Annotated in this window: 20 protein-coding genes; 7 read left to right on the plus strand and 13 right to left on the minus strand. The window is 72.0% G+C overall.

Annotation, left to right across the window (positions count from 1 at the left end):
- Positions 1-2: 2 nt before the first annotated feature.
- Together IW245_RS15970 and IW245_RS15975 are read right to left on the minus strand one after the other, a co-directional pair.
- Positions 3-377, minus strand: a complete 375-nt coding sequence (locus IW245_RS15970; protein ID WP_197003971.1) for a hypothetical protein — start codon at positions 375-377, stop codon at positions 3-5.
- A gap of 105 nt (positions 378-482) precedes the next feature.
- Positions 483-1,142, minus strand: a complete 660-nt coding sequence (locus IW245_RS15975; RefSeq protein ID WP_197003972.1) for a TetR/AcrR family transcriptional regulator C-terminal domain-containing protein — start codon at positions 1,140-1,142, stop codon at positions 483-485.
- 94 nt (positions 1,143-1,236) lie between these two features.
- Here IW245_RS15975 and IW245_RS15980 point away from each other — a divergent pair, with 94 nt between their 5' ends.
- Positions 1,237-2,766: an MFS transporter gene (locus tag IW245_RS15980; RefSeq protein ID WP_197003973.1), complete on the plus strand. Its 1,530-nt coding sequence runs from the start codon at positions 1,237-1,239 to the stop codon at positions 2,764-2,766.
- 45 nt (positions 2,767-2,811) lie between these two features.
- On the opposite strand, the gene IW245_RS15985 is transcribed toward IW245_RS15980, so the two are convergent.
- The gene (locus IW245_RS15985) at positions 2,812-3,558 is read right to left on the minus strand and encodes an SDR family NAD(P)-dependent oxidoreductase (RefSeq protein WP_197003974.1); all 747 of its coding nucleotides are present in this window, start codon (positions 3,556-3,558) and stop codon (positions 2,812-2,814) included.
- Positions 3,559-3,896: 338 nt separating this feature from the next.
- Between IW245_RS15985 and IW245_RS15990 the strand changes: the two genes are divergently transcribed.
- Positions 3,897-4,445 (plus strand): hypothetical protein, encoded by a 549-nt coding sequence (locus tag IW245_RS15990; protein ID WP_197003975.1) that lies wholly within the window; start codon positions 3,897-3,899, stop codon positions 4,443-4,445.
- Between the two features lie 86 nt (positions 4,446-4,531).
- The gene (locus IW245_RS15995) at positions 4,532-4,894 is read left to right on the plus strand and encodes an SgcJ/EcaC family oxidoreductase (RefSeq protein ID WP_197003976.1); all 363 of its coding nucleotides are present in this window, start codon (positions 4,532-4,534) and stop codon (positions 4,892-4,894) included.
- A gap of 6 nt (positions 4,895-4,900) precedes the next feature.
- Here IW245_RS15995 and IW245_RS16000 read toward each other — a convergent pair whose 3' ends face one another.
- The 3 genes from IW245_RS16000 to IW245_RS16010 all read right to left on the minus strand — a co-directional run bounded on the left by IW245_RS16000 (position 4,901) and on the right by IW245_RS16010 (position 9,136).
- Entirely contained in the window at positions 4,901-5,581 is a 681-nt protein-coding gene (locus tag IW245_RS16000; protein ID WP_197003977.1) for a response regulator transcription factor, read from the minus strand.
- 110 nt (positions 5,582-5,691) lie between these two features.
- Entirely contained in the window at positions 5,692-7,725 is a 2,034-nt protein-coding gene (locus IW245_RS42235) for an RICIN domain-containing protein (RefSeq protein WP_197003978.1), read from the minus strand.
- A 166-nt stretch (positions 7,726-7,891) separates the two neighbouring features.
- Positions 7,892-9,136: an RICIN domain-containing protein gene (locus IW245_RS16010; RefSeq protein WP_233473109.1), complete on the minus strand. Its 1,245-nt coding sequence runs from the start codon at positions 9,134-9,136 to the stop codon at positions 7,892-7,894.
- Positions 9,137-9,306: 170 nt separating this feature from the next.
- On the opposite strand from IW245_RS16010, the gene IW245_RS16015 reads away from it, so the two are divergent.
- Positions 9,307-10,488 (plus strand): serine hydrolase domain-containing protein, encoded by a 1,182-nt coding sequence (locus IW245_RS16015; protein WP_197003979.1) that lies wholly within the window; start codon positions 9,307-9,309, stop codon positions 10,486-10,488.
- Here the strand turns inward: IW245_RS16015 and IW245_RS16020 are convergent.
- A complete protein-coding gene (locus tag IW245_RS16020; protein WP_197003980.1) occupies positions 10,469-11,857 on the minus strand; it encodes an MFS transporter in 1,389 nt (462 codons plus the stop codon). The two genes, IW245_RS16015 and IW245_RS16020, sit on opposite strands and share 20 nt — an antisense overlap.
- Positions 11,858-11,924: 67 nt before the next feature.
- Here IW245_RS16020 and IW245_RS16025 point away from each other — a divergent pair, with 67 nt between their 5' ends.
- Complete coding sequence (locus IW245_RS16025) at positions 11,925-12,833, plus strand: LysR family transcriptional regulator (RefSeq protein ID WP_197003981.1); 909 nt, start codon at positions 11,925-11,927, stop codon at positions 12,831-12,833.
- Positions 12,834-12,872: 39 nt separating this feature from the next.
- Here the strand turns inward: IW245_RS16025 and IW245_RS16030 are convergent, their stop codons facing one another.
- Positions 12,873-13,241 carry a hypothetical protein gene (locus IW245_RS16030; protein ID WP_197003982.1) on the minus strand — a complete coding sequence of 123 codons (369 nt, stop codon included), beginning with the start codon at positions 13,239-13,241 and terminating at the stop codon, positions 12,873-12,875.
- On the minus strand, positions 13,234-13,476 hold the full coding sequence (locus IW245_RS16035) for a hypothetical protein (RefSeq protein ID WP_197003983.1): 243 nt from the start codon (positions 13,474-13,476) through the stop codon (positions 13,234-13,236). Before IW245_RS16035 ends, IW245_RS16030 begins: the two co-directional genes overlap by 8 nt.
- Positions 13,477-13,773: 297 nt before the next feature.
- Between IW245_RS16035 and IW245_RS16040 the strand changes: the two genes are divergently transcribed.
- Positions 13,774-14,796, plus strand: coding sequence for a hypothetical protein (locus tag IW245_RS16040; RefSeq protein ID WP_197003984.1), 1,023 nt, complete (start codon positions 13,774-13,776; stop codon positions 14,794-14,796).
- Positions 14,797-14,816: 20 nt separating this feature from the next.
- Positions 14,817-15,746, plus strand: a complete 930-nt coding sequence (locus IW245_RS16045) for an inositol monophosphatase family protein (protein ID WP_197003985.1) — start codon at positions 14,817-14,819, stop codon at positions 15,744-15,746.
- A 5-nt stretch (positions 15,747-15,751) separates the two neighbouring features.
- On the opposite strand, the gene IW245_RS16050 is transcribed toward IW245_RS16045, so the two are convergent.
- The 4 genes from IW245_RS16050 to IW245_RS16065 all read right to left on the minus strand — a co-directional run bounded on the left by IW245_RS16050 (position 15,752) and on the right by IW245_RS16065 (position 20,672).
- Positions 15,752-16,081, minus strand: coding sequence for a YkvA family protein (locus IW245_RS16050; RefSeq protein WP_197003986.1), 330 nt, complete (start codon positions 16,079-16,081; stop codon positions 15,752-15,754).
- A gap of 321 nt (positions 16,082-16,402) precedes the next feature.
- Entirely contained in the window at positions 16,403-17,944 is a 1,542-nt protein-coding gene (locus IW245_RS16055) for a M4 family metallopeptidase (protein WP_197003987.1), read from the minus strand.
- A gap of 164 nt (positions 17,945-18,108) precedes the next feature.
- Entirely contained in the window at positions 18,109-20,250 is a 2,142-nt protein-coding gene (locus IW245_RS16060) for a bifunctional polysaccharide deacetylase/glycosyltransferase family 2 protein (protein WP_233473108.1), read from the minus strand.
- The gene (locus IW245_RS16065; RefSeq protein WP_197003988.1) at positions 20,247-20,672 is read right to left on the minus strand and encodes a hypothetical protein; all 426 of its coding nucleotides are present in this window, start codon (positions 20,670-20,672) and stop codon (positions 20,247-20,249) included. The genes IW245_RS16060 and IW245_RS16065 overlap by 4 nt, the downstream gene beginning before the upstream one ends.
- Between the last annotated feature and the right edge of the window lie 225 nt (positions 20,673-20,897).

Below are 20,897 nucleotides of genomic sequence, written 5' to 3' on the forward strand. Positions count from 1 at the left end.
AGCTATCGCCCGAGGACCCGGTCGACGTAGGCGGCGATGAGCACCGCCCGCTCCTCGGGGGTGGAGCTGTCGAGGGTCAGGGACTGCTCGCCGATCCGGACCTCGATCCGGCCCCTGCCCCGCCGGTCCAGCCAGCCCCACAGTCCGGACAGGACGGACGTGACCACCTCGGGGTTGCCGGCGAGGGTGAGCAGGACGCCACCGAGCGCGACCAGCTCCCCGGCACGGGTGCCGTCCGGGGCGTCGCCGACGGGCGGCCGGGCGATCCCGTCGACCGGGAGGAGCGTCAGCTCGCCGAGCAGGCCGGTGACGGCGTCGTCGGTGTCCCGCGCGTCGACGCCCAGCACGGCCAGTCGGACGGGCAGGCTAGCGCTCATCCTGGCAACGTAGCCGACGCCGCCGCCGGGCAGAGTCCGATACCCGACCCGGCCGGATCACCGGTCGCGGCCTTGCGGGCCGGGGCGTCCGGGATGGGCCCGGGGTCAGGGCAGGCGGGTGGCCAGGCCGTCGAGGATGCGTTCCAGGCCGAACGCGAACCGTTCGTCCATCGTGGGCCCGGTCAGGTCGCCGGCCAGCCGCACGAGGTGCGGGAACGTCTCCGCCGGCAGCGCCCGGAGGTGCTCGGCGATGGCCGTGGCCACCTCGCGACGCCCGACCCCCGCGGTCTCGGCCGCCGTCAACGGGGTCTGCTCCTGCAGGACGAAGCCCTGCACATAGGTACCCAGAAGATAGGTCGCCATGGTCGCGTCGGCGTCGGAGAATCCGGCCTCGCGCAGCCGGGACAGCTGGTCCTCGGTGAAGCGGAGCATGTGGGGGCCCAGGCCGAACCGGCCGGCCATCACCTTGGCGGCGTCGCGCCGGCCGAGCAGGTGCCGGCGGTAGGCGGTGAAGTAGTCGCGGAACTGCGCCCGCCAGTCCCCCCGCCGGGGCGGGGCCTGAGCGTCGGCCATCAGCCCGTCGGTGAGCAGGTCGAGGAGTTCCCGCTTGTCGCGGACGTGCCAGTAGAGCGAGGCGGCCTTCACGTCGAGTTCGGCGGCGACCTTGCGCATGGACAACCCGTCGACGCCCTCGCGTTCGAGCACCCGCATCGCCGCGCGCACCACCGCGTCGCGGGTCAGCCCCGGGGGTTCTTCTGTCGGCACCGGCCACCTCCGTCGCGGATATCCCGCTTGCAATCTAACACTGTTAGGTGCATTCTCGTCGGAGACCCACCGTCTAACAGTGTTAGGGAACTCCATGGAGGCTCGGCGCACGAAGACACTGGTGCTCGCGACGCTGTGCGGCACCATGTTCATGGCCATGATCGACAACGTGATCGTCAACAACGCGCTGCCGAGGATCGGGCAGCACCTGCACGCCGGCGTCGGCGGGCTGCAGTGGGTCGTGGAGGGCTACAGCCTCGTGTACGCGGCCCTGCTGCTCACCGGCGGCACCCTCGGCGACCGGTACGGCCGGCGGCGGATCTTCCTGACCGGCCTGGTCCTGTTCACCGCCGGCTCGGCCGCCGCGGCGCTGTCCGGCTCGATCGGCCTACTGATCGCCGCCCGGATGGTCCAGGGCCTCGGCGCGGCCATGCTCACCCCCGGCACCCTGTCGATCCTGCGGAACGTGTTCACCGACGAGAAGGAACGCGCCCGGGCGATCGGCGTCTGGTCGGGCGTCTCGGCCCTCGGACTGGCCGTCGGACCCGTCGTCGGCGGGCCCATGGTCGAGGCGTTCGGCTGGGGCAGCGTGTTCTGGATCAACGTCCCGGTCGGCGTGGCCGCGCTCGTGCTGGGACTGCGCGTCCTCCCGGAACTGGCCACCCGGCCCCGGAGCCTGGACCTCCCGGGTCAGGTCCTCGCGGCCCTCGGCCTCGCCGGCCTGGTCTACGCCCTGATCGAGGGGCCGGCGCGGGGCTGGACCGACCCGGTCGTCCTCGGCTCCGGCGTCGCGGCCCTGGCCACGCTCGCCGCGTTCGTCGTCGTCGAGCGGCGCACCGCCGACCCCATGCTGGACCTGAGGTTCTTCCGCGACCGGGTACTCACCGGCGCCGTCCTGTCCGGCTTCATGGTCAGCTTCGGCATGTTCGGCGCGTCCTTCTTCCTGCCCCTGCTCCTGCAGGGCGTGATGGGCTGGACCCCGTCCGACGCCGGCCTCGCCGGGCTGCCCATGACAGCGATGATCGTGATCGCCGCGCCGCTGTCCGGAGCGCTCGGCGCCCGGCTCGGCCCCCGGCTACCCGTGGTCGCCGGGCTGGCCCTGTGCGCGACGGCCCTCGCAGGCCTGTCGCTGTACGACGAGCACGCGCGCTACCCCGAGTACATCTGGGTGCTGTTCGTGATGGGCTTCGGCATGGGCCTGACGTTCGCGCCGGTGTCGATCGCCGTCATGGGGCGGGTCGCGCCCACCGAGGCGGGGATGGCGTCCGCGACCGTCAACACGCTGCGCGAACTCGGTGGCGTGGTCGGCATCGCCGTGCTGGGCGCCGTGCTCACCAGTCGGCTGTCCTCGGCACTGGCCGGGCCGCTCACCCGGCTCGGCGTCCCGGACGGGGCCCGGCGGCGGATCGCCGACGCGGTGACCGGCCCGGGGGCCGGCGGGGTGGAACTGCCCGGCCCGGTGCACGCCGCGGTGAACGTGGCGTTCGTCGACGGGCTGCACCTGGCGTTGCGGGTGGGGGCTGTCGCGCTGGCGGGCACCGCGGCGCTGGTCGCGGTCCTGCTCCGCCCGAGCCCGGTGCCGGGACCCACGGGTCAGCCGGACGCCGAACTCGCCAGCGTGTAGCCCGACGTGGGGCTCCCGGCAGCGCGCCGGGAGCCCCACGGTCCGTCAGATCGTGAACCCACCGTCCACGCTGATCGACGCTCCGGTGACGTACCGGCCGTCCCCGCCGGCCAGGAACGACACGGCCGCCGCGACGTCCGCCGGGTCCGCGTAGTGCCCCAGCGCGATGAAGCCGTTGACGTACTCGGCGTTGGGCCCGTCCGCCGGGTTGAGTTCGGTGTCCGTCGCGCCCGGGTGCACGAGGTTCACGGTGATGCCGCGCGGTCCGAGTTCCCGGCCGAGGGCCTTGGTCATGCCGGTGAGGGCCGTCTTGCTCAGCGCGTACAACGAGAAGCCGCCGAACACGGTGCGCTCGACCACGTTGCTGCCGATGTTGACGATCCGGCCGCCGGTGGTCATGTGCCGGACGGCGGCCTGCGTGGCGAACAGCGGACCGCGCACGTTCACGGCCATCGTGGCCTCGTACTCGGCGAGCCCGACGTCCTCGATCGGCCCGAGCGGGAACGCGCCGGCGTTGTTCACCAGGATGTCCAGCCGGCCCAGTTCCCCCGCGACCCGGTCCACGGCCGCCACCAGCGCGGCGGTGTCGGCGTTGTCGACCGGCATCGCCAGCGCCCGCCGGCCGGTGGCCTTGATCTGCTCCACCACCCCGGCGGCCCGGTCGTGGTTGGAGTGGTAGGTGAAGGCCACGTCGGCGCCGTCCTGGGCGAGGCGGAGCGCGACGGCCGCGCCGATGCCCCGGCCGCCACCGGTGACAAGGGCTACTTTGTTCGTCAATGCGTCGTTGTTCATGGGCTCAAGCATGATCGACTCCGGGGGCGCCGTCTGGCGGAGATCGGACGCGGCTCTGCCCCGGAACGGAGGAGCCATCGTCTGACGGACAGCTTCCGGACGACCGTCGACGGCGGCCCGCTGAGCATGCACGTCCTGCGCAGTTCACTACCGTTATGCACACTATGCGCTGCGAGAACATGCTCGACATTGCGCATTCACGCGCAACTCTTGACAAGCGGTTCCGATGAGTCGGTAATTGTGAACCATGACCATCGGCCCCCGGGCCCCACCCCGACGGGACGGGCGACCACCACACACGACAGTGCCGCGATGCCCCGACCAGAGGGGACACCCCGATGCGGAACCGTGCCCACCATCCCGTCCTCGTCATCGCCGTCGCGCTCCTGGCCACCGCGGCCGTCATGGGGCCGGGCACCACCCCGGCCGACGCGCACGGCTCCACCATCAGCTTCACCCTCGCCGACGAAGGCGGTGGCCGGATCCGGGCGATGGCGACCTGGGCCGCCGACGGGCATCCCGTCGACGTGCCGATCGACGCGACCCTCACCGCCACCCAGGACGCGCCACCGGTCAGGCTCGGCCCCGCGCGCATGACGGCCGTGCCCGGCGAGACCAGCGTGTACGTGTCCCTCCTGCCAGTCGGCCACTGGGACGTCGACGTCCGGTCGGCCGAGCCGGCACCCGGTTTCGGCCACGCCCTGATCGACGTCGACCCCGGCGCCACCAGACCTCCCCCGGACTTTCCCCCCGCGGCGTTCGACGACCACACCGCTGTCGACGCGATCCGGGCCTGGACGCCGAGGACGATCTGCGCACTCCTCGTCGGGTTCCTGTTTCTCGTGACGCGCACCCGGCGGACCCGCTCGCGGAGTCCGACCCGGTAGCCGCACGCGCGGTCGACACCGGCCGGAGACAGCGCGCACCGCACCACCTGACGACAGACCGCCGCAAGGCGCCGAGAGGAACACCTGTGACCAACGAACGGGCCATCAGCGACATCTGGCTGACCATGGCGACCGCCTGGCAGCTCGGCGACGCCGCGATGTACGCGAGCGTCTTCGCCGAGCACGTCGACTTCGTCACGATCCGCGGCGAGGAGAGGATGGGTCGGGCCCAGGTCGAGGCGTCGCACGCGGCACTGTTCGACGTCGTCTACGCCAACACCCGCCTGCTGCCCGAGGTCACCCTGATCCGCCCGGTCGCCGACGGCGTCTGCCTGGTGCACGCCCTGACGACCATCGTCCCCCTCGGGATCAGGACCCACGCGCAGGCCGTGGTGGTCATCGACGCCGGCCGGTGGTCGATAGCGGCGTTCCACACCACGCTGGTCTGACGTTCCTCACGACGGCCGCACCATCATCAGGCCGACGCCGCGCACCGTGTGCAGGAGTCTCGGCTGGGCCGCCGTCTCGCCGAGTTTGCGGCGCAGCCAGGACACGTGCACGTCCAGGGTCTGTTCGGATCCCGCGTACGGCTGGTGCCACACCTCGGTGACGAGTTCCTGCCGGGTCACCACCCGTCCGGCGCGGGCGGCCAGGTAGGCCAGCAGCTCGTACTCCTTGCGGGTCAGGACCAGCTCCGTCCCGTCGAGGAGGGCGATCCTGCGCGCGTGGTCGACGCGCAGCGGGCCGATGTCGATCAGGTCCGGGACCGCCACCGCCCGGGCCCGGCGGAGCACCGCGTTGATCCGCGCGCCCAGGGCCCGGCCGGTGAACGGCTTGGTGAGGTAGTCGTCCGCCCCGGCCTCCAGGAGCCGGACCATGTCGGTCTCCCCGTCGCGGACCGTGGCCACGATGACGGGCACGTCGGAGATCCCGCGCAGCATCCGCAGGGCGTCGGCCCCGTCGAGGTCCGGCAGGCCCAGGTCGAGGATCACGAGGTCCGGCGGGTCGACCGCGACGGCCCGCAGCGCCGCCAGTGCCGTGCCGTACGGGCGGGTGGCGTGGCCGAGCTGGCCGAGGGCGCGGACCAGCGCCCCGCAGATCACCGGATCGTCTTCCACCACCAGGACGACGGCCATCGGGTCGACCTCTCGTTGACCTGCCGGAGTGCTCGGAACGAGTATCACGGGAGAACGCCCCACCCGGCGCCCTGAGGGGTGCGCGCCGGGTGGGGCGGGTGGGGGGTGGACTACACGGCGGTCATGGTCCAGCGCTGGACCCGGGTGTGGGCGGGGGCCTGGAGCACCAGCTGGCGGCAGCCCTCCCCGATCCCGATGTTGAACCCGCCGTTGGACAATGCGTACCCGTCGGAGGTCATGGTGAGCTTCCACCGCTGCCCGGCCGCCTGGGCATCGCACGCGTACTGCACGAGCGGAGCCCCGGCCACCGGATCACCGAGCGACGAGACGCACTTGCCACTGGACACCGAGCGCAGCTGCACGGTGTCCCCCGCGGCGGGCACGAGCACCCAGCGCTGGTTGGCGTAGCCGTGCGGCGAGTACGCGATGATCGGCGTGCCGTCCGCGCGGCGGCTGGCGGTCAGGTCGACGTTCTGGCCGGTGAGGGCGTTGGCGATCGTCATCTCCTTGCCGACCGGGGCGGTCGCCGAGGGGGTCTTGATCGTCGTCTCGGCCGTGTACGCCGCCGACCCGACCGCGATCGACACCCGGTACTCGGTGCCCGGCCGCATGCCGGTGACCCGTACCGCTGTCGACCCGACGGTGCCGATCGCCCGGCCGTCGAACACGACGGTGTAGCGGGTGCCGGTGGCGGCCGCCGGCCAGGCCAGCTCGACGCTGGTCTGCTGCAGGTTGTGCACGATGAGCATCTCCAACGGCCCGGGGGACGCGGTCGGCGACGGACCCGGCGTGCGGGTCACGGTCGGCGACGCGGACGGGGACGGCTTCGTCGTGGCCGACGGGCTCGGGGACGGCGACGGCGGCACCGACCGGGTCGGCGACGGGGACGGGGACGGGCTCGGGTTCGGGTCGGGCCCGCCGCCGCCCTGGATGAGCCAGCCGCTGTCGGCGACGTTCCAGTTGGTGGCGAGGTAGCTGCCCGGCTTCGCCGCGGTCGTGAAGTAGTCGTCGTGGTTGCAGTCGAGCCGCTCCTCCATGGTGCGGTCCGTGCACACCGAGCGCATCACGGTGCCGGCGCCGTCCTGGTAGCACATCAGGTCGTAGTCGTCGGTGCAGTGCCCGTAGTTGGTGTGGTTCGGGGAGTTGTTCTGCACGGCGCCCAGGTTGTGGGTCAGCTCGTGGGCGGCGACGGCCGCGCCCCAGCAGCCCGAGTCGACCCGGGAGTAGGAGCCGACGTTGTTGTTGGAGTTCTCCTGGCCCGGCCGGTGGTCGCCCATCAGGGTGCCGATGCCGCAGTACACCTTGGACTCGGCGAACAGGACGTACTTGCGGTCCCGGGAGTTGTAGCCGAGCTTCTTCAGGGTGTCGATGGTCGTGCCGAAGTTGCCGAGGGAGCCGGCCGGCAGCTCCACGGACAGGACGTCCACGGTGCAGTCGGGCGTGGTGACGAACCGGACGTGCCGGGATCCGCCGGTCTGCTGGGCGCTCGCGTCGTAGATCTTCTCGATGCCGGCGGCCCAGGTGCGGAACGAGTTCACGTACGCCGGGAACCGGCTGGCGGTGCCGGCCTCGTAGCCGTACAGCAACTGCACGCGTTTGCCACTGCGGCCGTCGCCGTCGCACACCACGCCCGACGCGGCCGGGGCGACGGGCGCGCCGGGCGTGGAGCCGGCGGCGGCCAGCAGCGGCGCGTCCCCGGCGACCGGCGGCAGCGCGCCGACGCCCTGGGCCAGTTCCGCCAGGGACGGCACGGCCGTGGAACCCTGCGCGGGTGCCTTCTCCGGCGGGAGGGCCGGGGCGACGGCCTTGGCGTCACCGCGCGGGTTCAGGCCGGCCGGCGCGGCGTCGGGGCCGTGGCTGCACAGGTCGCTGCCGCCGACGAGGTACTCGCCGACGCACCTGTTGCCCTTGGGCGCCGGCTTGAGGCCCTGAAACACCAGGCCGGCGTCGGTGTTGTCGGCGGGGACGCCGGTGAGCGCCTCCGGCTCCGACGAGGACGCGCTGATCAGCTCGCCCCAGGAGGTGTCGGTGAGAGTGGGTGTGACGGACAGGCCCAGCACGGCGACCACGCCGGCCACGAGCAGGATCCGACGGAGACGGCGGCGCTGTGGCGCCGCATGACCGTGCGGCAGAGGGGAGGACACGCGAGACCCCTTACGGGAGGGAACAATTGGCGATCACCGTAAGGCCGGGTCAGCCGTGGGCCGTCGTCTTATGAGGCAGATTTAAGGTCGCCCCGCCGATCGGGCGGGGCGCCGGCGGTCCCAGACCGATGTGGGCGGCGACCGGCCGGTCGCCGCCCACATGGGGCTAGCCGCGCACCCAGCGCTGGTTCGTGCCGCCGGTGCACGTGGCGAGGACGACCCGCGTGCCGTTGCCCGTACCCGCTCCCTCGGGGGTCAGGCACAGCCCGGACTGCACCCCCCGGATCGTGCCGTCGGCGGTGAACGTCCACTGCTGGTTCGCGCCGCCGTGGCAGTCCCACAGGATGGCGTTGGTGCCCGGGACGAGGCCGCCGCCGAAGGCGTCCAGGCACTTGCCGCCGATCGTGAGGGCCTTGCCGGCGGTGGCCGTCCACCGCTGGTTGGTCGCGCCGTGGCAGTCCCACACGATGGTCCGGGTGCCGTTCGCCGTGTTGCCCGCCGGATCGTCCAGGCACCGGCCGGAACCGGTGTTCCTCAGCGTGCCGGCCGGGCCGGGGTTCCCGGTGGCGGTCGGCGTGGGCGCCGGGGTGGTGGGCTTCGGCGTCGGGTTCCCGCCGGGAAGCCAGCCCCGCGTGACGTGCGTGCCGTCGCCCTCGCTCACCGCGTGGTAGTTGGACTGACCCACGCACTCGCTGTACTCGTAGTTCGCCCGCGACGTGCCCGTCAGGCCGCCGGCGTCGGTGGAGGTCGGGCCGCCGAACACCGCGTCGGTGCGCCGCAGCTGGGCACAGGTGGGCGCGCCGCGGTAGTACTCGACGAATCCGCCCTGCCAGCTGGCGAGGTTGCCGCTGCCGGCGGGCATCGTGTAGGTGCCGATGTGGCTGGACACCCCGGTCACGGTGTCCGTGGCGGTGCCGGTCCACGTGTCGGCCCCGGCGCGTTCGACCGTGATCGCGTACCGGTGCCCGTAGACGCCGTCGAAGTCGGCGGCGCAACTGACCCCCGGTCCGCCGTCGGCCCCGCTGTGGCATTGGGGGTCCGTCGACGTCGAGCCGCCCTGGAAGCTGGAGAACACCCCGTGCAGCCGTTCGCGCCCGTTGACGTTCGGGCGCGGCTGCAGACCGGTGTAGCCGACCTGGGCGGCGTTCGTGAAGCTGTACTGCTGGGCGAAGTACGTGCCGTCCGTATGGGACGTGTCGGGGTTGACGGTCATCGGGAAGGTGATGTTCGTCAGGCCGGCCGCGGGGACGCCCGGGATCGACCAGGACACGGACACGTTCCCGCCGACGCTCCCTGGCGCCGCCGACGCCGGTGGGGCACCGCCGATCGGCGACAGGGCCGCGGCGAGCACCGCGAGCCCCAGGACCGAGCCGCTCGCGACGGCCCACCGTCTACTTCTGGATGTTGGCACTGGATCTCCCACTCTCTACCGTGCGCGACGGCGCACTCGCCGACGACGGTATGACCGGGCGCTGCGCCGACCCGCGTCTTCTGAGGCAGATTTAAGGAGGGGGTTTGGCAGTACAACTGGCACATAGACGGTAAAATCGGCCCGACGACCGAGGCCTCGGAGGTGTGCGGATGCGACGTCTGGGCGCGACGGGCGCGACCCTCCTGCTCGCCCTCCTCGCCGGAGCCTGCGGCAGCGGCGAGGGCACCCCACCGGCACCGGCATACGCCGCCGACCTCACCAGGACCCTCGGCACCCTCATCACGGACCTGCGGATCCCCGGCGCGGTCGTGATGATCACGTCGAAGGCGAAGGGGAACTGGACGGCGACCTTCGGGAACCGCGCCCTCGGCGGCACCGACCGCGTCACGGTCGACGACCACTTCCGGGTCGGATCCAACACCAAGACCATGACGGGTACGGTGATCCTCCAACTCGTCCAGGAGGGCAAACTCGGCCTCGACGACCCGGTGTCGAAGTACCGGCCGGGCGTGCCGAACGGGGACGCCATCACGATCACCCAGCTCCTCGACATGCGCAGCGGGCTCTACAACTACTCCGAAGAGGACCAGTTCAACGTCCGGCTGGACAGCGAGCCCGGTCACGCATGGCAGCCCGACGAGCTGCTCGCGATCGCCTTCGCCCAGCCGCCGTACTTTCCCCCGGGCGGCGGGTTCCACTACTCCAACACCAACACCGTCCTGCTCGGCCTCATCATCGAGAAGCTCACGGGCGGCACGCTGCAGGAGGCGTTCCGGCACCGGATCTTCGACCCGTTGGGCATGCGGAACACCAGCCTGCCGGCCCTCGCCGACGCCGACATCCCCGCGCCCCACCCGCGCGGCTACATGTTCGGCACCAACGTGAGCACCCTCAAGGAGGCCGCGCTGCCGGCCGCCGAGCAGGCAGCCGCAGCCAGGGGCAGCCTGCTCCCGAACGACGTCACGGACGCCAACCCGTCGTGGACGTGGGCCGCCGGCGGAGCGATCTCCACGGCCGGCGACCTGACCCGGTACGTGACCGCGATGATCGACGGCGGGCTCCTCGACGCGAAGCTCCAGAAGACGAGACTGGACAGCATCCAACCGGTGGATCCGACGAACCCGAACGGCGCCGGCTACGGCATGGCGCTCGCCAGGTTCGGCCCGCTCGTCGGACACGACGGCCAACTCCCGGGATTCCAGTCCTTCATGGCCCACGACCCGGACCGCGAGGACACGGTCATCGTGCTCACGTCCCTGTACGCGGCCCCGAACGGCACCCAACCGGCCAACGCGCTGGCCATGGCCATCATCAAGGCGCTGTACGCGTAGCCGCCCGGGCCGCCGACGGGGCCGGGGCATCGGCCGGGCGGAACCAGGTCAGCACCAGGACCGCGCCCACGGCCAGGATCGCCGCCACCACCCGGTAGCCGATCGCCGTCGCGTGCCCGAAGTCCAGCCCCGGCGTGTTGAGCGCCGTCCCGATCGTGGCGACCCCGAGCGCGCTGCCGATCTCCCGCGCCGCCCCGTTCAGGCCGGACCCCATGCCCGCGCGGCCCGGCGGCAGCGCCCCGATGATCCCGCCGGACAGCGCCGGCATCGCCAGCCCCATCCCGGTGGCCATCACCACGAGATACACCAGATACACCGGGTACGGGGTCCCCGCCCCCGCCGTGGACAGCGCCAGCAGCCCCACCACCAGCGCCCCGAGTCCGGCGGCGATGATCCGCCGGGGCCCGTACCGGGCGGTGAGGCGCACGCTGCGCCGGGACACCACGACCATGGCGGCCGGCATGGGCAGGATGGCCAGCCCGGTGAGCGCGGCGGAGAACCCGAGACTCGTCTGCAGGTACTGCGCGTTGACGTAGAACATCGCGAACAGCGCGAAGAAGCCGAGCCCCACGCCCAGGACGCCGGCCCGCAGCCGGGGCGCGGCGAACACCCGCGGGTCCAGCACCGGGTGCGCGGCGCGGAGCTGGTGGCCGATGTAGCCGGCGAACAGGGCGGCGGCGACCGCGAACGCCGCCAGGACGGCCGGAGCGGTCCAGCCGGTCACCGGGGCCTCGATGATGCCGTACAGCAGGGCCACCACGGCGGCGGTGAGCAGTCCCGAGCCGAAGGGGTCGAGCGGGGCGGGGTGCCGGTCGGTACGCGGGGCGGTGCGGGCGACCAGTACCAGGAGAATCGCCGCCAGCGGCACGACGGTCCCGAACAGGCCCCGCCACGACGACCACTGCACGATCAGTCCCCCGCACAGGTTGCCAAGCATGCCGCCGACGCCGGTGGCTGCTGTCCAGGTGGCGATCACCCGACCACGCTCGGCCGGCGGGTGCGCGTGCACCGCCAGGGACAGGGTGGCCGGCATGACCAGCGCCGCACCGACCCCGGTCAGCACCCGGCCGGCGATCAGGACGGCGACGTCGGGCGCGACGGCGGACACCAGGCCGCCCGCGCCGAGCACCGCCAGGCCGATCATCAGCACGCCCTTGCGTCCGTACCGGTCGCCGGCCGCCCCGGCCGGGATCAGCAGGCAGGCGAAGACGACCACGTAGGCGTCGACGATCCACAACAGTTGGGTGGGGCCGGGGTGCAGCCCGCTGGCCCGCAGCTCGGGAATGGCCAGGTTGACGGCGGCGACGAGCGCGACGGTCAGCGCGACGCAGGCGGACATCACGGTCAGCACGGTCTTGGGTCGGATCATGGTCGAAACGCTAGGCTGGGGGTCACATGACGGCAAATGCAATCTAGTTAAGCGAAGGTTTACCCAGATGCAATTAGATCTGAATCTCCTGATCGCGCTGGACGCGCTCCTGGAGGAGGAGAGCGTCGGCGGGGCCGCCACCCGGCTGCACCTGTCCGCGCCGGCCATGAGCCGCACCCTGGGCCGGATCCGCCGCGCCCTCGGCGACCCGGTCCTGGTCCGCGCCGGCCGGACGATGGTGCCCACCCCCCGCGCGGTCGCGCTCCGCACCGAGGTCCGCGCCCTCGTCCGCCGCGCCCAGGCGCTCCTCGCCCCCGAGGGCGAACCGGACCTGACCACCCTGGACCGCACCTTCACGATCCAGGCCAACGACGCCGTCGTGGCCTCCATCGGCGCACGCCTGCTGTCCGCGGCGCACGCCGCGGCCCCGCACGTGACCATCCGGATGCGCGCCGAGGCCCCCGCAGACACCGCCGACCTGCGCGAGGGCAGAGTGGACCTGGAGATCGGCGTCATCGGCGAACCCGCGCCGGAGGTCCACCGCGAGTTCCTGCTCACCGACCGGATCGTGGGCGTGGTCCGCGCCGGCCACCCGCTCACCGCCGGCCGGATGACAGCGGCCCGGTTCGCCGCCGGACTCCACCTGGTCACCTCGCGCCGGGGCCGCCTGACCGGACCGATCGACACGGCCCTGGCGGACCTCGGACTGACCCGACGGGTACTGGCCGCCGCCCCCACGTACGCGACCTCGCTCATGCTGTTGCCCGACAGCGACCTGGTCGGCTCGATCGCCGGCCGCCTGTGCCGCCCGGCGATCGCGGCCCTCGGCCTCCATACGTTTCCGCTGCCGCTGGAGCTGCCGGCCCTGGAGATCTCCCAGGCGTGGCATCCGCGGTACGACGCGGACGGGGCGCACCGCTGGCTGCGCGGCCTCGTGCGCGAGGCGTTCACCGACCTCGATCCGGCCACGCCGTGAGACGGCGGCTGTGCGGCCGAAGCCCGCACGCCAGGTGCCTCAGTCGATGTAGCCGCTGACCCGCACCGGTCCCGCCTCCGACGTGATCCGTGGCGGATCCAGCCAGAGGATCTCAGACCTGCCGCCGTGTCCGTGCACCCGCATGAGATCGTCGAGCGAGTCGAAGACGCAGATCTGCCGCACGCCGGTCGTCGTTCCCAGCCACCGGAGCACGACAGTATCGTCGGGCCACGCGACGCCGTGGGCGACAACACCGAGGCCTGAGACTCCCGAAGGATCGTGCCAGCGCCGGAACGCGAACCGGCGCGGGGAGTGTTCCTCCGGAGAGCCGGTCGCGGTGTCGCCGGCCCGGTGCTCCACCACTGCCGCCTCGATCACACGAGCGGCGGCCGACCGGTATTCACCCACCGCGCACCACTGACAGTGCTCCCTGAGCCACCCGCACCGGCCCGCATGGCAGCGTCCGCCCCTCGCCCAACGCCACGGCGCACCCCGCGCACAGGCCGCCAGCGTCCTGACGGTGCACGTCGAGCACCAGGGCCGCGAGAAGGCAGATCACCTCCTTGATCGGGGATGCCAGCACCCGTCCATTGACGCCCGCCCGCACCTCGGTGCCGGTCGACGCACACGCGTTGTCCTTCACGTGACACTCCTTCCCTGGCAGTTCGCCCTTCCCAGGCACCCTTCCAGCTCAGGAATGCGACGCGCACCTGTCCAGCGCTGGGCACCCGGCCGGGACAGTGGGCAACTCCGACCTGCGTGTCCGTGTGCACCGGAGACAGTTTGCCCATGGCGATGGGTAATCTGGGCGACGCATGGTCCTGACCCGTCAGGGAGGCGGCGCAGAGTGGACTCTCCGGCACCGGCACGCACGAGCCCGCAGGCGCGGGGGCGCGAACTCGCACGGCAAGGCCAACACCTGTGGCAGGAGCTGGGCTCTGTGAAACGGGCCGCCGCCGCGTTGATGGATCTGCACCGCGACCTCCCGAGTCTGCAGGCGTTCCGGTACGCGGCCGGGCTGTCCCAGGACCAGGCGGCGGCGCGCTACAACGAGGTCGCCGGCCACCAGACGAGCCTCGGCGGCACGACCATCAACGCGTGGGAGACCTGGGCCCGGGTCCGGGGCACGGGATCGCCGCCGCCGTTCTCCAGCCTGCTCATCCTCGCCACCGCGTACGGGCGCGGCCCCCTGAGCGTGTCCGACGAGGACATCGCCCCTGGCGACCTGGTCGCCGAGGCGTACGAACGGTTGCCACCTGAGGACCAGTTGTCACTCAGGCACCTCGCCGCCAGTCGACCACCGACTCAGCGGGCGGAACACGGGGCCAACCCGACGCCGCCACCGGCCGGTACCGGGAACACGATCGGCGCGGATTTCAGTCTCTCCGTCCCCACCGTGCGCGACGGCAACCCCTCGATCCGGGTCTTCTCCCTTCCCAACCCCGAGCCGGGTCAACTGCTGGATCTGACGTGGGCGACCTTCGGCCTCGGGATCGAACGACTCGCCAGGCAGATCAAGAATCTCGGCAGGCGACTCGACGTCGACATCTGTTTCGGCATCAACGAGGCGGGGCTGGTGATGGCCACGTTCCTGGCCTCGGCCCAGTTCGGAGGCTGCGCCATCGGGTATCTGAAATGCAACAAGGTGCGCGACGACATCGCCATCGACGACGCGTCGTTCTTTCCGGCCGCACGCGTCGCGCCGACGATCGTGATCTGCGACTTCGAGGTCAAGCACGCCGATGTCGTGGGGTTCATCGCCAGGGAGGTCCGCGACCGCTACCCCGACGCGGAGCTGTACTTCGCCGTGTTCGGCGCGATGACCAAGGGCAGTGACCTGCGGGTCGAGAGCTTCGAGGACCTGACGGGCGCACGCATCATGCTGGCAGCCGACTTCGCCGCCGTCTTCATCGCGGCGACCATGGGTCCGCCCGGCATCGAACCCCCGCTCGAACTCCGGTAGCTCCGCGAAGGGGATGTCCGATGACTCATGAACACCCGCTCCCCGAGCTCGCGGAGCGCACCGCCGACCTCGTCAGGGCTGTGATGTCCGAGATCAGGCCGAAGCTGATCCGGGCGGCACTCTCCGGGGACCGGGGCGAGGACACCAATCTCCGGCACGCCGACAACTTCCTCTCGGTACACGACCTGTGGATGCACCGCCGGTACCAGGAAATGCTCCAGAAGGTCCTGCCCTCCTTCGTCTACGCGTCCGAGGAGGCTGAGCCGCAGGTCATCGGACCTGATCCCGACCCTGATCTGTGCGTGCTGGTCGACCCGCTCGACACCAGCGAACTCGCCGTCCGAGGGCTGCACGGCTACACCCACGTCATGATCTACTCACGTGCCCTGAGACGTCCGGTGGTCTCGGTGGTCGGCGACATCTTCCACCATTTCCATTTGTACGTCGGTGCCCTGGGAGCGGACGGGCAGGACCGGGCGCACCTGATCACCGCGGACTCGGAACGGCATGTCCTCACCGCGCGTCCGCCGCATCGCCTGTCGGAGGCGTTGGTCACCAACTACCTCATGAAGCCCGCCGAACGCTTCCGCCCCCTCGCCCGCCAGGAACGCCTCCTCCAGGCTCTCGAACAGCCGGGTCCAGACGGGAGGAGCCGGGGCCGGATCGGGGTGGACTTCGGATCGGTCAGCCTGTGCCACGTGGCCGCGGGGCTCACCGACGCCGTGGTCGAGTTCGCCAAGGGCTTCGCGATCTGGGACCTGTCCCCCGGGCACCATGTCCTGCACGCGGCCGGAGGGGTCGTCCTCGACCTGGACGGAAACCAGGTTCCCCTCGACTACGGTCTCGACTCGCTGGCCGACATCGCCGGGGCCATGAACGGTCGGCGCAGGTTCGTGGCCGCGGGAAGCATGCAGTTGGCGCGGGACATTCTCGGGGTGCTCGACGTCTGATCAGGTCAGGGGGCGTCGATGGTGCGGGACGGGTCCGTGGTCGGGCGGTCGGACAGGATGCCGTGTTTCCGCGCCAGGTGGCCGATGTAGGTGACGGCGCCGAGGAGGACCCCGATGTCGTCGAGGTAGATCGGGTCGGGGAGCAGGTCCACGGGGAACACCGCGTAGACGAGCGCCGCCCAGAACGCGAACTTCCCGCTCGCGGGCATCCGGGCGCTGCGGACGACCGATGCCAGCCGGACCAGTTTCACGCCCAGCACGATCGTGACGACGAGCAGCGCGACGAGCACCAGGACGACGGCGATCAGCAGCACCGTCTTGACGGTCGGGCTCATGGGACCTCCTGGAGGGTCGGGGCGGTCCGGTGGTACCCGGAAGATTCGGATGTCGAACGTCTCCAGCCTGCCAGGCCCGCACGACCCGCGACACCCTGGCACCAGGTCGGACCACGGGTGACGTCGGCACCGATCTGGCACCTAACTGTCTGCCATGGGACGACATTCTGTCGATATCATCTCCACAAATATGCCTTCTTGGGTAAAAACCGCTTCGGGGATCCGGGCCGACCGGGTAACGGAAGATGCCGGGAGGCTGGTCCAGCCTCCCGGCACCGGGTCAGGGCCCGTCGCCGGAATCCCGGCGGCGGGCCCTTCGGGTCAGTTGACGCCGACCGCCGACCAGGCCGCCGCGACCCGGGTGTACTCGACGCTCGACGCGCCGTACAGGTCGCTCGCCGCGCTCAGCGTCGCGGCCCGCGCGCCCTTGTAGTCGGTGCGCGAGGTCATGTAGGTCGTGAGCGCCCGGTACCAGATGGCACCGGCCTTGGCGTTGCCCACCCCGGTGACCGTCGAGCCGTTGCACGTCGGGCTGTCGCCCCACTGCGAGGCGCCGGAGCCGACGGCGAGCAGGTAGAAGAAGTGGTTGGCAACGCCCGAGGAGTAGTGCACGTCGAGGCGGCCGACGTTCTTCGACCAGCAATCGGCGGAGCTGCCGTCCTTGGAGGGCTTGTCCATCCAGCGCAGCGGCTGGCCGTTGGTGCGGATCTTCTCACCGATCAGGTAGTCGCCCGGGTCGGCCGGGTTGTTCGCGTAGAACTCGACGAGCGTGCCGAAGATGTCGGAGGTGGCCTCGTTGAGGCCGCCGGACTCGCCGCTGTAGCGCAGGCCGGCCGTGGCCGCGGTGACGCCGTGGCTCATCTCGTGGCCGGCGACGTCGAGCGAGGTCAGCGGGGACCAGCCCTGTGACAGGTCGCCGTCGCCGTAGGTCATGCAGAAGCACTGGTCCGACCAGAACGCGTTGACGTAGTTGCTGCCGTAGTGCATCCGGCTGTAGGCGGCGACGCCATCGTTGCGGATCCCCAGCCGGTTGTGGGTGTTCTTGTAGTAGTCCCAGGTCATCGCCGCGCCGTAGTGGCCGTCGACGCCGACGGACGCCCGGTTGGCCAGGGTGCCGTCGCCGAAGACGTTGCTGGCCGAGGAGAAGATCGTGCCGGTACCGGTGGTGCCGCCGTTGAGGTCGTAGGTCTTGTGACCGCCGCGCGCGCCGTCGTTGAGCTGGTACACGCCGCCCGTCAGGGTGGTCTCGACCGGGACATCGCCCACGTGGTACCCGTGCCCGGTGCCCGCGGCCTCGACCGTGTCCCAGCCGTCCAGCACGGCGCCGGACTGCGCGTCCACGACCACGTGGTACTCGCTCGGCGTCTGGTCCGCCCGGACCCCGCCGACCACGACCTCGTACGCGAGGCGGGTCGCGCCGGTGTCGGCGAACACGACCAGCTGCTGGCCGTCGATGTTCTTCGTCGCGGCCGGCGACGCTGCCAGTGCCCGGGTGCCGGCGTCGGCGGCGGCCAGAGCAGCCTTCGTGGACAGTCGGGGCGCCCCGGTCAGCGTCTGGCTGACACCCCGCCAGCCGCCCCTGCGGTCGGAGTGCACGACCAGGTCGCCGCCGAGGACGGGCAGGCCCTGGTAGTACCGGTGCAGGCGGGTGTGGGTCGTGCCGTCCGCGTCCGTGCTGACGCTCTGGACGCCGTAGGTCTGGTCGGCGTCCGCGCTGGCCTCCCCGCCGTGGGCGCGGAGCTGGCCGATCGCGGCGAGCGCCCGGTCGGCGTCGGAGCGGACGGGCTGGGCGGTGGCCGGCACCGCGGCGGCCACGAGGCCGGCGGCGGTGAGCACACCGGGGAGGGCGATGGAACGACGCATGCGAAGTCCTATCTGCGAGAGGTAACACCGAGCTAACACCCGGTGCCCAGCTATCGCCGCCCACCCCGCAGGCGTTGCAGGTCTTAAGCAGAATTTATTGTCAGGGATCGATATGGGCGTGAAATATCGCCGTGTTCCGGTCCGATCTGGAGAATCTTCCTGTACTACGGGCGGCGCGCGGTCAACGCGGCCCCCGCCTCGCCGGTCCGGTGCATCCGGTGCCACCGCAGCCGCGCGCCGAGCACGGCGGTGACCACGGACTGCACGACGACGAGGTACATGAGCTGGCGGTAGACGACCTGTTGCAGCGGCAGTGCCCACAAGGGACCGAAGGATTCGCGGTCCAGGCGCAGGGCGTAGGCGGCGGTGCCGAGTTGGAGCGCGACGAGCCCGCCGAGGACGAGCCCGGTCTGGACCGGGTCGCCGAACACCAGCCCGTAGAGGCCGTAGACGTCCACGGCCGGGGCCAGCAGCGGCAGCACGAGCTGGAAGAGCACCAGGTAGCCGATCCCCCGCCGGCCCAGCTTGCCGGCCTGTCCGCGTTCGACGAGCGCCCGGCGGTGCTTCCACATGGCCTGCAGGGTGCCGTAGCACCAGCGGTGGCGCTGCCGCCACAGCTGGCCCAGCGTGGCGGGGGCCTCCGTCCAGGCGCGGGCGTCCTCGACGTACACGACCCGCCAGCCGGCTCGGCACACCGCCATGGTCAGGTCGGTGTCCTCGGCGAGGGTCGCGTCGGAGACCCCGCCGACATCGGTGAGCACCTCGCGGCGGAACGCGCCGATCGCCCCCGGCACGGTCGGCATGCACTCGGCGACGTCGAACATCCGCCGGTCCAGGTTGAACCCGATCACGTACTCCAGGTGCTGCCACCGCCCGAGGATCCCGCGCCGGTTGCCGACCTTCGTGTTGCCACTGATCGCCCCAACCCCCGGGTCGGCGAACGGCTGGATCAGCCGGGTGATGGTGCTCGACTCGAACACCGTGTCCCCGTCGACCATCACCAGGATGTCGTGCCGGGCGTGCCGCAGTCCGGTGTTCAACGCCGCGGGCTTGCCGGCGTTGTTCTGCCGGACGACGATCACCCCGGGCAGGTTCAACGCCTCGACGATGTCGGCGGTGCCGTCGGAGGAACCGTCGTCCACGACGACGACCTCGAGAGCCGGGTGGGTCGTGTCCAGCAGGGACCGTACCGTCGCCGCGATGTTGGCCGACTCGTTGTACGCGGGCACGATGACCGACACCGGGGTCCACACCGGCTCGCGGGACCCCTCCCGTCCGGCCCGGCTGATCCGGCGTCGGTGGACCCGGGTGCACCAGACCTGGACCAGCAGTCGCAGGACGGACAGGACCATCGCGACGGTGAGGAAGACGCTGAGCGCCCCGGCGAGCACGCCTGCGATCGTCTGGGCCACCCGCAGCGCGCCGCCGCTGACCTGGGCGGCCTCCGGCGCGGGCTGGGCTGGCGTCGCCGGATCTCCGAGGCCGGCGGAGACGGTGATGAACCGGTAGCCCTGCCCGGTCAGTGCCGGCAGCAGCCTGCCGAGGGCCGCCACGGTCTGGGACCGGTCCCCGCCGGCGTCGTGCAGGAGCACCACGGCCCCGGCACCCGGTGAGCGCGGGGTGGCCGCCGTGACGATCGCGTCGACCCCCGGCCGGGACCAGTCCCGGGTGTCCTGGTCGGCGAGGACCGTCAGGTAGCCGTCGGCCCCCGCGCCCCGCACCACCCGCCAGCCGGCCGCGTCCAGCGCGTCGGGTTGCGACGAGTAGGGCGGCCGGAACAGCGCGGTGCGGGTGCCGGTGGCCCCGGCGATCGCGCTCTGGGTCAGCGAGAGCTCCAGGTCGGCCTGGGCGGCGGGGACGGTGGCGAGGTCGACGTGGGTGTAGGTGTGCACGCCCAGTTCGTGGCCCTCGGCGAGGATCCGGCGGACCAGCTCGGGGTGCTCGTTGACCCGGGCGCCGACCACGAAGAACGTCGCGTGCGCCCCGTTGCGGCGCAGCGCGTCCAGGATCAGCGGCGTCCACACCGGGTCGGGTCCGTCGTCGAAGGTCAGCGCGACGGTCCGCGCCGGCATCCGCCGGGACCTGGTCGCGCCGCCGTCCGTGCGGATCACCGGTCCCCCGCCGGTCACCTGCTCCGGCGCGCCGCCGCCCGCCGCGCCCCGGGCGGCCGTGCCGGTGCCGATCGCGTGGTGGGCGTACCCGTCGAGGGTCAGGAGAGCCAGGAGCAACACCATGCCGAGCAGGAGCAGCACCCAGTGCGCCCGGGGCGTCGGCGGGGTGCGCGGCGCAGCGTGCCGGGCGGTCACGGCCGGCCGTGGGGCGGCTTGGGGCTGGGCACGTGCCGGTTGTCGCTCCCCGGGTTCGTGGTCGGGACCGTCGTGGGCTTCGGCGCGCCGGTGGTGGCGGGTCCGTGTCCCGGGTTCGGCGCGCCGGTCGTTGCGCGGCCCGTGGCCGGCCGGGGCGCGACCGGCGCGCTGGTCCGCGGCGCGGTGCCGGGGGCCTCGCCGCGGACCGGTTCCGCGCCGGGCCAGCCGGGGAGCGGCACCGGCGACGCCCCGAACAGGCCTGCGACGACGAGCGCGACCCCGACGACCAGTGCGGCGCCCAGCCCGAGACCGACGAGGCGGACCACGCCACGCCGCCGGCCGGACGGGTCGACGAAGACCGGGCTGTCCCCGGCACCGTCGGTAGGCGCGGGGGCTGGGGTGGTCTCGGACTGTACGGCCATGGCGGGCACATCATCCGCGTGGCGGGAGCGCCGGGTCAACGCGGGAACAGGCGGAATGAATCACACGTTCGCCGTGTAACGGATGGCCGACCGGATCGATGTCCGGCCACGGTGTAACGCGGCGGCGAAGAGAGGCGATTCCCGCGACTGCTGGGCGTTCGTGGTCCCGGTGCGCCGGGGCTCCACGGTAACGGCGGGCCCGCGTCCCGCGATGTGGGCAGCGAG

The organism is Longispora fulva, assembly GCF_015751905.1.
Taxonomy (GTDB): domain Bacteria; phylum Actinomycetota; class Actinomycetes; order Mycobacteriales; family Micromonosporaceae; genus Longispora; species Longispora fulva.

Coding starts and splice junctions, on each gene's coding strand:
- IW245_RS15970 (WP_197003971.1), bottom strand. CDS start 377: ATGAGCGCTAGCCTGCCCGTCCGACTGGCCGTGCTGGGCGTCGACGCG.
- IW245_RS15980 (WP_197003973.1), top strand. CDS start 1,237: ATGGAGGCTCGGCGCACGAAGACACTGGTGCTCGCGACGCTGTGCGGC.
- IW245_RS15985 (WP_197003974.1), bottom strand. CDS start 3,558: ATGAACAACGACGCATTGACGAACAAAGTAGCCCTTGTCACCGGTGGC.
- IW245_RS15990 (WP_197003975.1), top strand. CDS start 3,897: ATGCGGAACCGTGCCCACCATCCCGTCCTCGTCATCGCCGTCGCGCTC.
- IW245_RS16000 (WP_197003977.1), bottom strand. CDS start 5,581: ATGGCCGTCGTCCTGGTGGTGGAAGACGATCCGGTGATCTGCGGGGCG.
- IW245_RS16015 (WP_197003979.1), top strand. CDS start 9,307: ATGCGACGTCTGGGCGCGACGGGCGCGACCCTCCTGCTCGCCCTCCTC.
- IW245_RS16020 (WP_197003980.1), bottom strand. CDS start 11,857: ATGATCCGACCCAAGACCGTGCTGACCGTGATGTCCGCCTGCGTCGCG.
- IW245_RS16025 (WP_197003981.1), top strand. CDS start 11,925: ATGCAATTAGATCTGAATCTCCTGATCGCGCTGGACGCGCTCCTGGAG.
- IW245_RS16045 (WP_197003985.1), top strand. CDS start 14,817: ATGACTCATGAACACCCGCTCCCCGAGCTCGCGGAGCGCACCGCCGAC.
- IW245_RS16050 (WP_197003986.1), bottom strand. CDS start 16,081: ATGAGCCCGACCGTCAAGACGGTGCTGCTGATCGCCGTCGTCCTGGTG.
- IW245_RS16055 (WP_197003987.1), bottom strand. CDS start 17,944: ATGCGTCGTTCCATCGCCCTCCCCGGTGTGCTCACCGCCGCCGGCCTC.
- IW245_RS16065 (WP_197003988.1), bottom strand. CDS start 20,672: ATGGCCGTACAGTCCGAGACCACCCCAGCCCCCGCGCCTACCGACGGT.